The sequence below is a fragment of the Ligilactobacillus sp. RTP31139st1_D10_RTP31139_211217 genome, assembly GCF_040226755.1.
GTDB classification, from domain to species: domain Bacteria; phylum Bacillota; class Bacilli; order Lactobacillales; family Lactobacillaceae; genus Ligilactobacillus; species Ligilactobacillus animalis.
This window is the reverse complement of the sequence record NZ_JBCOAR010000002.1, coordinates 184,508-197,096: the sequence shown is the minus strand read 5'-3', so window position 1 is coordinate 197,096 and position 12,589 is coordinate 184,508. Positions and strand designations below refer to the sequence as shown.

General features: G+C 41.6%; 15 protein-coding genes and 2 tRNA genes. 15 read left to right on the top strand and 2 right to left on the bottom strand.

From position 1 onward, the window contains the following. Nucleotides 1–40 precede the first annotated feature (40 nt). The 7 genes from ABT996_RS02185 to trxA all read left to right on the top strand — a co-directional run bounded on the left by ABT996_RS02185 (nt 41) and on the right by trxA (nt 4,843). On the top strand, nt 41–304 hold the full coding sequence (locus tag ABT996_RS02185) for an IreB family regulatory phosphoprotein (RefSeq protein WP_010688607.1): 264 nt from the start codon (nt 41–43) through the stop codon (nt 302–304). Beyond that, complete coding sequence (ruvX, locus tag ABT996_RS02180; protein WP_010688609.1) at nt 304–744, top strand: Holliday junction resolvase RuvX; 441 nt, start codon at nt 304–306, stop codon at nt 742–744. Before ABT996_RS02185 ends, ruvX begins: the two co-directional genes overlap by 1 nt. A gap of 19 nt (nt 745–763) precedes the next feature. Continuing rightward, nucleotides 764–1,054 (top strand): DUF1292 domain-containing protein, encoded by a 291-nt coding sequence (locus tag ABT996_RS02175; protein ID WP_005920432.1) that lies wholly within the window; start codon nt 764–766, stop codon nt 1,052–1,054. A gap of 270 nt (nt 1,055–1,324) precedes the next feature. Beyond that, nucleotides 1,325–1,576, top strand: coding sequence for a cell division protein ZapA (zapA, locus tag ABT996_RS02170; protein ID WP_005920434.1), 252 nt, complete (start codon nt 1,325–1,327; stop codon nt 1,574–1,576). Between the two features lie 7 nt (nt 1,577–1,583). Further along, on the top strand, nt 1,584–2,102 hold the full coding sequence (locus ABT996_RS02165) for a CvpA family protein (RefSeq protein WP_035448855.1): 519 nt from the start codon (nt 1,584–1,586) through the stop codon (nt 2,100–2,102). Next, nucleotides 2,092–4,452, top strand: coding sequence for an endonuclease MutS2 (locus ABT996_RS02160; protein ID WP_035448857.1), 2,361 nt, complete (start codon nt 2,092–2,094; stop codon nt 4,450–4,452). The genes ABT996_RS02165 and ABT996_RS02160 overlap by 11 nt, the downstream gene beginning before the upstream one ends. 79 nt (nt 4,453–4,531) lie before the next feature. Further along, a complete protein-coding gene (gene trxA / locus ABT996_RS02155) occupies nt 4,532–4,843 on the top strand; it encodes a thioredoxin (RefSeq protein WP_010688614.1) in 312 nt (103 codons plus the stop codon). 67 nt (nt 4,844–4,910) lie between these two features. Here the strand turns inward: trxA and ABT996_RS02150 are convergent, their stop codons facing one another. Next, nucleotides 4,911–5,396, bottom strand: coding sequence for a YslB family protein (locus tag ABT996_RS02150; protein ID WP_035448860.1), 486 nt, complete (start codon nt 5,394–5,396; stop codon nt 4,911–4,913). Between the two features lie 134 nt (nt 5,397–5,530). Between ABT996_RS02150 and ABT996_RS02145 the strand changes: the two genes are divergently transcribed. From ABT996_RS02145 to ABT996_RS02130, 4 genes are all read left to right on the top strand, one after another. Beyond that, complete coding sequence (locus ABT996_RS02145; protein ID WP_010688618.1) at nt 5,531–6,133, top strand: XTP/dITP diphosphatase; 603 nt, start codon at nt 5,531–5,533, stop codon at nt 6,131–6,133. A gap of 1 nt (nt 6,134) precedes the next feature. Continuing rightward, a complete protein-coding gene (locus ABT996_RS02140; RefSeq protein WP_035448862.1) occupies nt 6,135–6,668 on the top strand; it encodes a YfcE family phosphodiesterase in 534 nt (177 codons plus the stop codon). A 221-nt stretch (nt 6,669–6,889) separates the two neighbouring features. Then, a tRNA-Glu gene (locus ABT996_RS02135) sits at nt 6,890–6,962 on the top strand. 162 nt (nt 6,963–7,124) lie between these two features. After that, complete coding sequence (locus ABT996_RS02130; protein WP_035448865.1) at nt 7,125–7,454, top strand: thioredoxin domain-containing protein; 330 nt, start codon at nt 7,125–7,127, stop codon at nt 7,452–7,454. Nucleotides 7,455–7,588: 134 nt separating this feature from the next. Here the strand turns inward: ABT996_RS02130 and ABT996_RS02125 are convergent. Further along, nucleotides 7,589–7,661: transfer RNA gene (locus tag ABT996_RS02125), tRNA-Gln, on the bottom strand. Nucleotides 7,662–7,869: 208 nt separating this feature from the next. Between ABT996_RS02125 and yjeM the strand changes: the two genes are divergently transcribed. From yjeM to ABT996_RS02105, 4 genes are all read left to right on the top strand, one after another. Next, on the top strand, nt 7,870–9,360 hold the full coding sequence (yjeM, locus tag ABT996_RS02120) for a glutamate/gamma-aminobutyrate family transporter YjeM (protein WP_035448868.1): 1,491 nt from the start codon (nt 7,870–7,872) through the stop codon (nt 9,358–9,360). 91 nt (nt 9,361–9,451) lie between these two features. Further along, nucleotides 9,452–10,054 carry an NAD-dependent epimerase/dehydratase family protein gene (locus ABT996_RS02115; RefSeq protein WP_035448869.1) on the top strand — a complete coding sequence of 201 codons (603 nt, stop codon included), beginning with the start codon at nt 9,452–9,454 and terminating at the stop codon, nt 10,052–10,054. A gap of 301 nt (nt 10,055–10,355) precedes the next feature. After that, nucleotides 10,356–11,813, top strand: coding sequence for an amino acid ABC transporter substrate-binding protein/permease (locus tag ABT996_RS02110; protein ID WP_029507296.1), 1,458 nt, complete (start codon nt 10,356–10,358; stop codon nt 11,811–11,813). Then, the gene (locus ABT996_RS02105) at nt 11,813–12,553 is read left to right on the top strand and encodes an amino acid ABC transporter ATP-binding protein (protein ID WP_035448872.1); all 741 of its coding nucleotides are present in this window, start codon (nt 11,813–11,815) and stop codon (nt 12,551–12,553) included. Before ABT996_RS02110 ends, ABT996_RS02105 begins: the two co-directional genes overlap by 1 nt. Nucleotides 12,554–12,589: the final 36 nt, after the last annotated feature.

Genomic DNA, 12,589 nt, shown 5'->3' with positions numbered 1-12,589 from the left:
AAAATAGAACTAGTAGACAAGATCACGGAGGTGTTTTGAGATGAGTTCGTTGGATAAAACAATGTATTTTAACTTTGATGACGGCGATAAAAAGGATGTGCGCGAGACGCTGGAAACCGTTTATGCGGCTTTGGAAGAAAAAGGCTATAATCCGATCAACCAAATAGTAGGCTATCTATTATCAGGGGACCCAGCCTATATTCCGCGGTTAAACGATGCGCGCAACCTGATCAGAAGACATGAACGTGATGAGATAATCGAAGAGTTGGTTCGTTCATATCTCAACAAGGAGGAAGAAAATTAATGGCGCGATTGATGGGGCTAGACGTAGGTTCAAGAACCGTCGGAGTAGCAGTCAGCGACGAATTGGGCTGGACAGCTCAAGGTGTTGAGATCGTTAGGATCAATGAAGATGAAGAACAGTTTGGGATCGACCGGATCGCTGAATTGGTCTTAGAATATGATGTTAAGGGTTTTGTTCTCGGATTGCCTAAGAATATGAACAATACTTTAGGACCTCGAGCAGAAGCTTCTAAAAATTATGGTAAACTTTTAGAAGAAAGATTTGCTTTACCCGTTGATTTTTGTGATGAACGATTGACAACGGTCGAAGCAGAACGTATGCTAGTTGAACAAGCTGATACTTCACGCAAGAAGCGCAAGCAAGTTATCGATAAACTAGCTGCGGGCTTGATCTTGCAAAACTATCTTGATAGCAAAGGCAAGTTACTCTCAGAATTATAAGAAAGAGCAGGTATTGATAATGAGTGAACAAGAAGAAAAGATGATCACATTAGTTGACGCAGATGGCAACGAAACTTTATACGAAATTTTATTCACATTTGAATCAGAAGATTACGGCAAGGCTTATATCTTGTTGATCCCAGCCGGTTCAGAACCTGAAGAACAAGTTGATGTTTTAGCCTTCTCCTTTAACCCTGACGAAGATGGTCAAGCTAAGGATGCTGAACTTTACGATATCGAAAGTGATGAAGAATGGGATATGGTCGAAGGTGTCTTAGATACTTTCTTGAATGACGAAAATCTCCAATAATTCTTTTCGCTTACAGGCCCTGGATATCTTTTGGATATTGAGGGCCTTTTTCTGTAAGTGGTGTACGGTGCGATCCGCATTTCTCCACACGTAGATATTGACGTGTTGCAAAAATCTAAGCCTAGCGTATAGCTACAGTCAAGCAATAATGCAAAAAACACATCATCGTTTGATTTAGGCTATCCGTACGGCTCAAAACGATTTTCTCCACACTTAGATATTATGCTAAAATATAGTATGTTAATTTTTAATTAGGGGGCTTTTTTGAGAATGCCTGAAAATAAGCGACGTTTTAAAGTTAAGATTGCAAATGAAGTTTATACGATCATTGGTAAAGCTGAACCAGATCATATGGCAGCTGTTGTCAAGATCGTGGAAGAACAATTGGCGGAGATCAAGGAATTGATGCCGTCATTGAATAATGAAAAAGCAGCGATCCTATTAGCGATCAATGCAGTCTCAGATCAATTATATAAACAAGAAGAATTGCTGAAATTAAAGCAAACAGAACCAAAAGAATAGAGAAAAAATGATTTTAACAATAGGTATTTTGATCGTACTAGTAGCAGCTTTTCGTCATGGAACGCATAAAGGACTAGCAGCGATCTTTATCAAGCTAGTTGGCTTTGTAGTGGTCGCAGGTCTGGGGCTTTACTTTGCGCCTAGTTTGGGACAAAAGTTAAGTAGTATATTTGCAACGACAGGAGTGAATCGGATCTTCTACCAGATGCTGGCCTTTTGGATGATCGCGCTCATCGGTGGCCTAGGACTACGGCTCATTACAAATGCAGTACGCCAAACAGCTAAGAAGATACCGATCATTTCCCAAGCTGACCGTCTATTCGGTGGGCTTTTTTCGTTGGCAATGACGTATGGGGTGATCTTCTTTTTGTTGCTACTAGTGGATACTTGGCCTGGTGTGCAACCAAAGCCATTTATTGCCGAATCTAGCGTAGCACAGTTTATGCTAAAAAAGACACCAGTCATCTCACAACAAGTATTAGATAACTGGTTACTTGAACCACAGGGGGATGGAAATGAATCGTAAAAGTTTAGCGATCCTCGAATACGACAAGATCAAACAAAAGTTGTTCCAACATGCGACAACTGAAATGGGTAAGCGGCAAGTCAAACGCTTAAGACCCAGCACCGATCTTGATGAGATCCAGGTGAAGCTCTTACAAACAAAAGATGGCGCAGATATTTTGCGCTTAAAAGGTGGGGTACCAGTCCCACAGTTAACGTTGATCACCGATCATCTCAAGCGCTTAGAGATCGGAGCAACGCTAAATGGCAAGGAATTAGCTGAGATCAGTCAGGTATTGCGCTCAGCTAACGAAGTGCATCGCTTTTTTATGGCTCTAGCCGATGAAAAAGTTGAATTGAACTATCTATATGAACTCGAAGAACAACTCGAGACGCTACCGCAATTAGCTAAGCGACTGCAAGTATCGTTGGAAGCTGATGGCTATGTGACCGATGACGCCTCTAGCCTCTTACGCTCATTGCGCCGTCAGATCTCAACGACTGAAGCCACGATCAGAAATCGTTTAGTGGCACTGACCCGTGGTAATAATGCCAAGTATCTAAGCGGAGCCAATGTGACGATCAGAAATGACCGCTATGTTATCCCTGTGCGAGCTGAGCATAAGGGCAAATTTGGTGGGATCGTTCACGACCAAAGTTCTTCGGGGCAGACCTACTTTATCGAACCACGTGAGATCGTAGAATTGAATAATCGCCTCAAGCAAGAGCAAGTGGCTGAAAAAGAGGAGATCTTGCGGATCTTGCGCGAACTATCGGAAGAGACGATGCCTTATACGGCTGAATTAGCCCACGATGCTAAGATCTTAGGTGAATTTGATTTTATCAATGCTAAAGCCAAATATGCTAAAGAGCTCAAAGCAACGCAACCTTTATTGTCAGAACAAAAAGATATTTACTTGCGCCAAGTTTGGCATCCGCTTCTAGAGATGGATAAAGCGGTCAAAAACGATATTATCCTAGGAAAAGATTATCAAGCAATGGTGATCACTGGACCTAATACAGGTGGGAAGACGATCACGTTAAAGACTTTGGGGTTAGTGCAAATGATGGGCCAATCAGGGCTATTTATCCCGGCTTTTGAAAATAGTCGGATCGGAGTCTTTAAGGATATTTTTGCTGATATCGGGGATGAACAATCGATCGAGCAAAGTTTAAGTACGTTCTCCTCTCATATGACAAATATCGTCAATATTTTAGAGCATGTCGATCAAGACTCCCTTGTTTTATTCGATGAGTTGGGGGCTGGAACTGATCCGCAAGAAGGGGCTGCGCTTGCGATCGCGATCTTAGACGCTATCGGGGCCAGTGGGGCTTACGTTTTGGCAACGACGCACTATCCCGAACTCAAGACATATGGCTTTGAGCGGACCCAAACGATCAACGCTTCGATGGAATTCAACGAAGAAACATTACGGCCGACATATCGGTTACTGATCGGGATCCCGGGCCAAAGTAATGCGTTCAATATTTCTGAGCGCTTGGGTCTATCCCAAACGATCGTCACAGCTGCGCGGAATTTAGTCGCTAAAGACAGCCAAGATCTCAATAATATGATCGCTGATCTGGTCGCAAAACGACGTCAAGCAGAAGAAGAGGCGATCAGTTTACAAGCTAACCTTGATGAGGCACAAAAATTGCACCACGATTTGGCAACGGCCTATGAACGTTTTGTCAATGAGCGAGAGCAAATGCAAGATCAAGCTAAGCAAAAAGCTAACGAGATCGTCGAACAAGCTAAACAAAAAGCGGATGAGATCATCGGTGAATTACGTGCCTTGAAACAAAATGCGGCGACTGAGATCAAGGAAAATGAATTGATCGATGCCAAAGCGCAGTTAAATGCGCTTGAGCAAAAACGAGCTTTGAAGAAAAATAAAGTCTTGAAACGTGCTAAGCGCAAACAAGCTTTCAAGCCAAATGATGATGTGATGGTGACCTCTTATGGCCAACGTGGGGTCTTGGTGCAAAAAGTCGGGGAGCATGTTTGGGAAGTGCAGTTAGGGATCTTGAAGATGAAGATCGATGAAGCTGATCTTGAAAAGGTCAATGTTGAACCAAAGAAAGTCAAACGTGCTGGGACTGTCTTGCGCTCAGCGTCAACGAGCCATGTTTCACCGCAACTTGATCTTCGGGGCAAACGCTATGAAGAAGCAATGACTGAGGTAGATCGCTATATTGACGCTGCTATCTTAGCGGGATATCCGTCAGTGACGATCGTGCATGGTAAAGGGACCGGGGCCTTGCGCCAAGGGATCACTCAATATTTGCAATCTAATCGCGCTGTCAAAAGCTTTAATTTTGCAGCGCCAAATAATGGTGGCAATGGGGCAACGGTCGTTTATTTCCGCTAAAACAAATAAGTTGCTTTTTTGTTTAGATGTGATATATTTTTACTGAATAAATACGAAATGAAAAGTGAGGGAACAGCTTATGGTAAAAGAATGGACAGATGAAGATTTTGCACAAGAAACTGCAAATGGTGTGACTTTGACTGATTTTTGGGCAACATGGTGTGGCCCTTGTCGGATGCAAGCACCTGTAGTTGAAAAGCTTGCCGAAGAGATGGCAGGCCAAGTTAAGATCGGTAAAGTTGATGTTGATAAGAACCAAGCTACAGCTGCTAAATATGGTGTAATGAGTATCCCGACCTTATTGATCCAAAAAGATGGTCAAGTGGTCGATACTTTGATCGGTTACCATGATAAAGGCGCACTCAAAGCAAAATTAGAACAATATCTTTAAGATACAACGCGGGAGCCACCATGATGTTTTGCATCGTGGTAGCTCCCGCGTTATTTGTTAGACTATTTTATTTTGCTTCTGGTTCAGTCAAGATGTTAAGCGGTTTTTGTTCTTCGATAAAGTCGAGATCAAGGGGATCTTTAGTGTCGACTTGGACTAAGAGCGTTATAGTATCATGTGTCTTTTTATCAATGATCGCTTCGGTAATGAAACCGAGTTGATTTTGGATCGTTTCGGCTAAAAATCCCGCTTCGATCAAAAATTCACAAGCTGAGTTCAGTTTTTGTCGTGTCTCAACGATCTGACCGGTCAATTCAAAGTATTGTTGTTCTTTTTTGGCTTTGACGCGCTTTAAGTGCCCCCAATTTGCCTGTTCAAAGAAGATCGGTAACTCTTCATCCTTAGCTAAAGGAAAGAGGCGAGCCAAACGTCTACCTGCCCAATAGAGAATATTGTTATCCTTACCTAGGATATCGGGGATCAAGGCATCGCGGATCAAGGTCGCGCTGAGCTGATTTTGCGAACTTGCCAGTTCATAAAAATTATCTTGCATTAAAAAAGACACATCCTTAATAATAGTTATTACTCTAATTATACCGTGTTACTAATGATTTTTAAACTCGAGGGTTAGTAGTTAGTTTGAAATCGAGGTGTGATTTAGTGCATAATTGTAGTGAGGTGATGTTCATGGATAAGATTTTAATAGCGACCAAAAATGAAGGTAAGGCTAAAGAGTATCGTAAACTATTTGAACCAAAGGGCTTTGAAATTGTGACGTTAAATGACCTAAATGATCCGATCGAGATCGTTGAAGATGGTGAAACATTTGCGCAAAATGCGGCTATCAAAGCGACAGCCTTAGCTGAAAAGTACCAAGTGATCGCTTTAGCAGACGATTCAGGTCTCATGGTCGATCAGTTGGATGGAGCGCCAGGGATCTATTCAGCGCGTTATGCTGGTGATCACGATGATGAGGCCAATAAGCAAAAATTGTTAGCTGAATTAGCTGGTGTTGCCCCAGATAAACGAACAGCTCATTTTCATTGTGCGATCGTCGTTGCTAGTCCGGCTGGCAAACAGTTGACAGTTGAAGGTGAGGTCAACGGTATGATCCTAGAAGAACAACGCGGCCAAGGCGGATTTGGTTATGATCCACTGTTTTATTATCCACCATTTGAGCGCTCCTTTGCCCAATTGTCAATGGAAGAAAAGAACAGTGTCAGTCACCGTGGTCGAGCAGTCAAAGCTTTGATGGAGCGTTTTGACGCCTGGCTAAACGAGGTACGATAAAATGAAATATTTAGTTGTTAGTGATAGTCACGGTGATAAGGCGATCTTGCAAAAATTGATCACGGCTTATGCGGGGAAAGTTGATCTGATGTTACATTGTGGTGATTCAGAGTTGCCCGCAACAGATGAAGTTTTCAAACATTTTAAAGTCGTTCGTGGTAACTGTGACTATGATCTGGAGTTACAAGATGAACAATTTTTTGATCGTGGTCAAGACAAGATCTTGTTAGTTCACGGGCATTTGCTCGGTGTAGGCTTTGGCTTGGGTGGTTTGCAAGCTAAAATGGAAGAGTTAGGTGCCAATATGGCTTTCTTTGGGCATACCCATCAATTAGGGGTCGAAGTGATCAATGGTAAATTTATTTTGAATCCGGGCAGTATCAGCTATCCACGTGGGAAATTCACTGCGCTCGGTGGCACATTTGCGATAGTTGAGACTTTCGCTAGTGAAAATGGTAAGCGGATCGAGGTCCAATACTATGATCGTAAGTTAAATGCGGTCCCGGAATTGCAAGTGACATTTAATGCCAAGTGAGAGTGCATATCTCAAACGTAAGCTAGTTATTTGGTGTGTTATCACATTGTTAGTGTTTGCGACTAAATTTTACCTCGCTTTTGCCTGGCTAGATCTAGTTTTTGTCCTCTGTGTTATTTGGACGGGACTGCTCTTTTTAGGCTATTGCTTTTTTGCGTTAAAAAATTTGGATAAATAGTTGACGTTATTTAAAAAGAGAGTATACTATTAAGAGTAGTCATTGCCCGTTGGTCAAATTGGTTAAGACGTCGCCCTCTCAAGGCGGAGTTACGGGTTCGATCCCCGTACGGGTGATAAATCAGAGCTGTTGGTTTAGCCAGCGGCTTTTTTTATAAAGTTATTGAATAATTCTTTTAAATTTGTTAATGTTAACAAATTGTTACCAAAAAATAAGTTTAAAGGTGCTATAATAGGTGAAGTAAGTAAAAGGATTACTATCAAGTTAGGAGGAGAAACATGCTTAGAAAAACGAAAAATTTTCTACGTGCACACGGTGTCGAGTATGAAAAAGAGCACGTTAATCCGTTGATGGTGCCTGAGAAAGTATATGTACTGAAGTTTGGCAAAAAAGACGGTAAGTTTTTGAACCGTTTTATCGTTGAACATAGCTATACCTGGACAGGACGTGACAAGATCAATAAGATCACTTTAAGGTTGCACGGCCAACAACATCCACGTGAATTTGCCAACGAGGCTAAATTATTACAGTACTTGAAAAAGCATGCCCACCGTTACGTTAAGGAAGAAGACCGTTATAAGCATAAACATACGGTCAAACGTAGGTAGGATATAAGACGGAGAGCTTGGGTGCAGGAACGCCCAAGCTTTTTTTGTGGATCCGAGTAGCTGAGGTGCATATGTAAGATTATACAAAAAGATCACTCAAATTTAGCAAAAATTCGAGTGATCTTTTTAAGTAGTTGGGCATACAGGGTTCGAACCTGTAAATTATGGATTCAGAGTCCACTGCCTTACCGATTTGGCGAATGCCCAATAAAAACCCAACTATTACAGTTTATGCCTGTCGCGTAGCTTTGTCAATACTTATAAATAGAATTATTTTGTTGCACTAGTAGATCAGAATATAACTCTTTTTGCATAGATAATCGTTAAAAATATTTTGATATACACTTTTATGTTGTTACTAAAAGGTGTATAATGAATAAATATTAATAATTATGTATAAGAAGAAGGGTTTAATGTGAATAAAAAGAAAATCAAACTTTTTGGTTTGGTAATGATGATCTTTTCAACGATCTTTGGATTTGCGAATTCGACCGTCGCTTATGAACAGATGGGATATGGGAGTATCATGTGGTATATCTTAGCGGCGATCTTTTTCTTTCTTCCCAGTGCTTTGATGTTAGCCGAGTATGGTGCTGCCTTTAAAGAAGCAAAAGGTGGGATCTATTCTTGGCTAGCGGGCTCAGTTGGAGAAAAGATCGCTTTTATCGGGACCTTTATCTGGTTAGCCTCGTGGGTGATCTGGCTAGTCTCGACGTCAAATAAGGTCTGGATTCCGTTATCGGCTTTGCTTTTCGGTAAAGATACCACCCAAAGCTGGAATTTTTTAGGTCTAGGCGCAACGCAGACGATCGGGTTATTAGCGATCATTTGGATCTTGGGGGTCACATTCTTCAGTACTCGTGGGATGGATTTTGTGGCTAAAGTTGGCTCGATCGGTGGGATATTCACGATCGCTTTGAATGTGATCTTTTGCGTAGCTAGTATTGTGATCTGGATTGCTGATCATGGGGCTTTAAAGCAGCCGATCACAGGCTGGAGCAGTTTTACAACTTCACCTAATCCAGATTTTAGTACGCTGGTCGCTTTGCTATCCTTTGTGGTCTATGCGATCTTTGCTTATGCTGGGATGGAATCGCTCGGGGGCGTCATGGATGACGTTGAAAAACCGGAAAAGACTTTTCCGCGAGCTGTTTTGATCTCGACTTTAGTGATCGCTCTTAGTTATTCGTTGATGATCTTTATGTGGGGGATCAGTACTAATTGGCAAGAAGTCATTGGAAAAAATGAAGCTAACCTGGGAAATATTACATATGTTTTGATGAATAATTTAGGGGTCGTTTTAGGTCAAGCGTTGGGCTTAACCGCACAAACGAGCCAATTTCTCGGCGTCTTGATGACACGTTTTGCTGGTTTGGGAATGTTTATCGGTTATGTCGGGGCCTTTTTCATCTTAGTCTATTCGCCGATCAAGTCATTTATTTTAGGTTCTGACCCTAAGCTTTGGCCTAAAAAAATGACAAACTTAAACAAAGCGGGAATGCCAGCCTTTTCAATGTGGCTTCAGGCGACGATCGTTTGTATCTTTATCTTTTTAGTTGCTTTTGGAGGCTCGGCTGCTCAAAAGTTCTATACGATCTTGACGGACATGGCTAATGTTTCAACGAGTTGTCCATATCTCTTTTTAGTTGGTGCGTTTCCGTTCTTCAAGCAAAGAACAGATATCGAGCGCCCATTTGAATTTTTCAAGAGTCGTAAATGGACCTGGATCGTCACGATCATTGTTTTGCTCGTCCTTGTAGGTGGGATAATCTTCACTTGTGTTGAACCTATTTTACAACACGAGTATGATACCGCCTTTTGGACGATCATTGGACCGGTCTTCTTTGGCGTGATCGCTTGGATCTTTTATCATCAAGCAGTAGCTAAGGGAAAACTCAATAAATAGTTGTTAAAGTACGAATGTGTAGGCAAAAGTTTACATATTCGTACTTTTTAAGTGCTATAATCAGGAAAAATCAAGTACTGGAGATGAGCTGATGAAAGTTGTCGTTGTTGGTGGGACTGGTTTTGTTGGACAAGGTATCTTACAGGTTCTGGTCAAGGATAAGACACTGGAACTACACAGTTTATCACGTGGTGGCAAGCGTTCACACAGTGTAGCTGGTGTTACGTATCAAAGAGTAGATCTAAAGCAGATGGGAGCTTGGCAAGTGTTGCTCAACGAAGCGGATTGGGTCATCGATTGTGTGGGGATCTTGTGGCCTGATCGCAAAAGACAGTTGAATTATCAAAATGCTAGTATTCAACCAGGTAAACAGATCATTACGACCATCAAAACAAGTGAGACCAAATTTTTGTTCATTTCCGCTAATGCGGGACCGCCAGCTTATTTAAAAGCTAAGCGGGCCGTTGAAAAATACGCACGTCAAGTTCTAGGCAAGCGTGCCTATGTTGTATATCCCGGCTTGATCTATGATCGTACTAAAAAGAGTACTTATTATTTAGGCAAGATCTTACACGTAATTACAGCTTTGCCTGGGCTAAAGAGGTATCGTCCGGTCGAACGAAAAATACTGGCGCAAGCGATCGAAAAAATTTTACAGGGGGAAACGAGCGAGTTTGAAATGTTTCGCAAATGATATGTTATGTTTTATTACATTTCCAGGGCGTGATTTTACTAGTGTTAATTTAATTATAAATGCTTTTGTTTTAGGGTTTTAAAGGGGGGGGGGATTTTGATTAGTAACATGCTACAAAAATTAATCAAAAATTAATTTTATTTTTGGAATTTGAGATAAACCCCGTTTTTATAGGCTTTTTTAATAGTATTATGATACGAAATCTAAGTTCTATATTATGGCTTTGATTTCCATGTACTATCTTCTGACAAAAGTTGTGCTATAATAATTTTATATTAAATTCTAGTAAAGGGGAGTTCCCATGAAGAAGTTTATTGCAATGTTAAGTGCAGTGTTTGGATTATTTATGTTGGGTGTTTTCTCCCAGCCACAGATCCAAGCTGCATCAGAAAAGACATATACGATCGACACGGATGTGACTTTCCCGCCGTTTGTGTATGCCAACACAGAGAATAAGTATGTGGGGATCGATTTAGATCTTTTACGTGCAATTGCTAAAGAAGAGGGTTTTAAAGTTAAGATCCGCCCCGTTGGCTTCAACGCTGCTGTTCAATCCGTAAGTGCTGGCCAAGCCGATGGGATGATCGCTGGGATGTCGATCACAGAAGAACGGAAGCAAAAATTTGATTTTTCTGATCCATACTATTCAGCTGGGATCGTAATGGCGGTCAAAGATGGTAGTGGAATCAAATCTCTATCTGAATTGAAGGGTAAAAAAGTTGCCGTTAAGACTGGAACAGCAGGGGCTGATTATGCTAATTCGATCAAGGATAAATACGGTTTTGAGATCGTAACATTCGATGATTCTGATGGTGTGTACAATGATGTCATCAATGGTAACTCTGCTGCTTGCTTTGAAGATAGTGCTGTGATGTATTATGCGATCAAAAATGGCTTAGATCTAAAAGTTGTAACTAAGCCAGCTAATACGACAGAAACGGGTTTTGCTGTTAAAAAGGGCCAAAACCAAGAGCTACTCAAGATGTTCAATGAAGGTCTAGCTAAGTTGAAAGCTAATGGTGAGTATGATAAGATCATCAAAAAATATACAGAAGGTAAAGCAACTTCTAAAACTAAAGTCAAATCACAAACAGAAACGGCTGAAGATCGAACAGTTTTAGGTATCTTAAAAGAAAACAAAGATGCCTTTATCTCAGGGATCATTGAGACGCTGAAGTTGACCGTTGTGGGTATCTTTTGTGCCACGATCTTTGGTATCTTTGTCGGTCTGTTAGGTGTCGTACCAAACAAATTCTGCCGTGGACTTTCAACAACGATCATATACATCTTCCGTGGGTTACCATTGATCGTGTTGGCACTGTTCATCTATAATGGTGTCCCAAGCTTGATCGGTAGCAAAGTGCCAGCCTTCTTAGCTGGTGTTATCACGTTGATGTTAAATGAAGGTGCCTATACTGCTGCCTTTGTTAAAGGTGGGATCGAATCGGTCGATAAAGGGCAGATGGAAGCCGCACGTAGTTTAGGGATGCCGTTTGGTAAATCGATGCGTCGGGTCATCTTACCTCAAGGGATCAAGATCATGGTCCCATCGTTTATCAACCAATTCATCATTACCTTAAAAGATACCTCGATCTTATCTGTTATCGGGTTACTTGAACTTACTCAGACTGGTAAGATCATTATCGCACGAAACCTCGAAGGCTTTAGAGTGTGGGCGATCGTTGCGGTGATCTATCTAGTCATCATTACAGTTTTAACGCTTCTTTCGAAGTGGATCGAACGGAGGATCAATAATTAATGACAGATTTAAAAGTAGATGTTACGAATTTAAAGAAAAACTACGGCTCAAATCAAGTGTTAAAGGGCATTGATTTTAAAGTTGCGAATAATGAAGTGGTCGTTTTGATCGGGCCTTCTGGTTCAGGGAAGAGTACTTTATTGCGTTGCTTGAATAAGCTCGAAGAACCAACTTCCGGGTCGATCGTGATCGATGGGCATGATATCAGTGATCCTAAGACAAATATCGATAAAGCCCGTGAAAATATCGGGATGGTATTCCAACATTTTAACTTGTTCAACAATTTGAGTGTGGGTGAAAACATCATGCTAGCACCGGTTGAGTTGGGCAAGGCTAATAAGGATGAAGCGATGACGACTGCTAAACAGTTACTGGAAACGGTCGGTTTAGCTGATAAGTTCGATGCGATGCCAGCCTCACTTTCCGGGGGACAAAAGCAACGGGTCGCGATCGCGCGTGCTTTGGCGATGAATCCAGATATCATGTTGTTTGACGAACCGACCTCAGCGCTTGACCCCGAAATGGTCGGTGATGTTTTGGAAGTTATGAAAGATCTAGCTAAAGATGGGATGACGATGGTCGTTGTGACCCACGAAATGGGCTTTGCCAAAGAAGTGGCTGATCGTGTTGTCTTCATGGCTGAGGGTCATGTTGTCGAAGAAGGACGTCCCGAAGCGATCTTTGAAGATCCCCAAAATGAACGGACTAAAGCGTTCTTGGAAAAAGTTATCAATATCTAATGTAGAGAGTTCTGCTGGAATATTGGCAGAACTTTT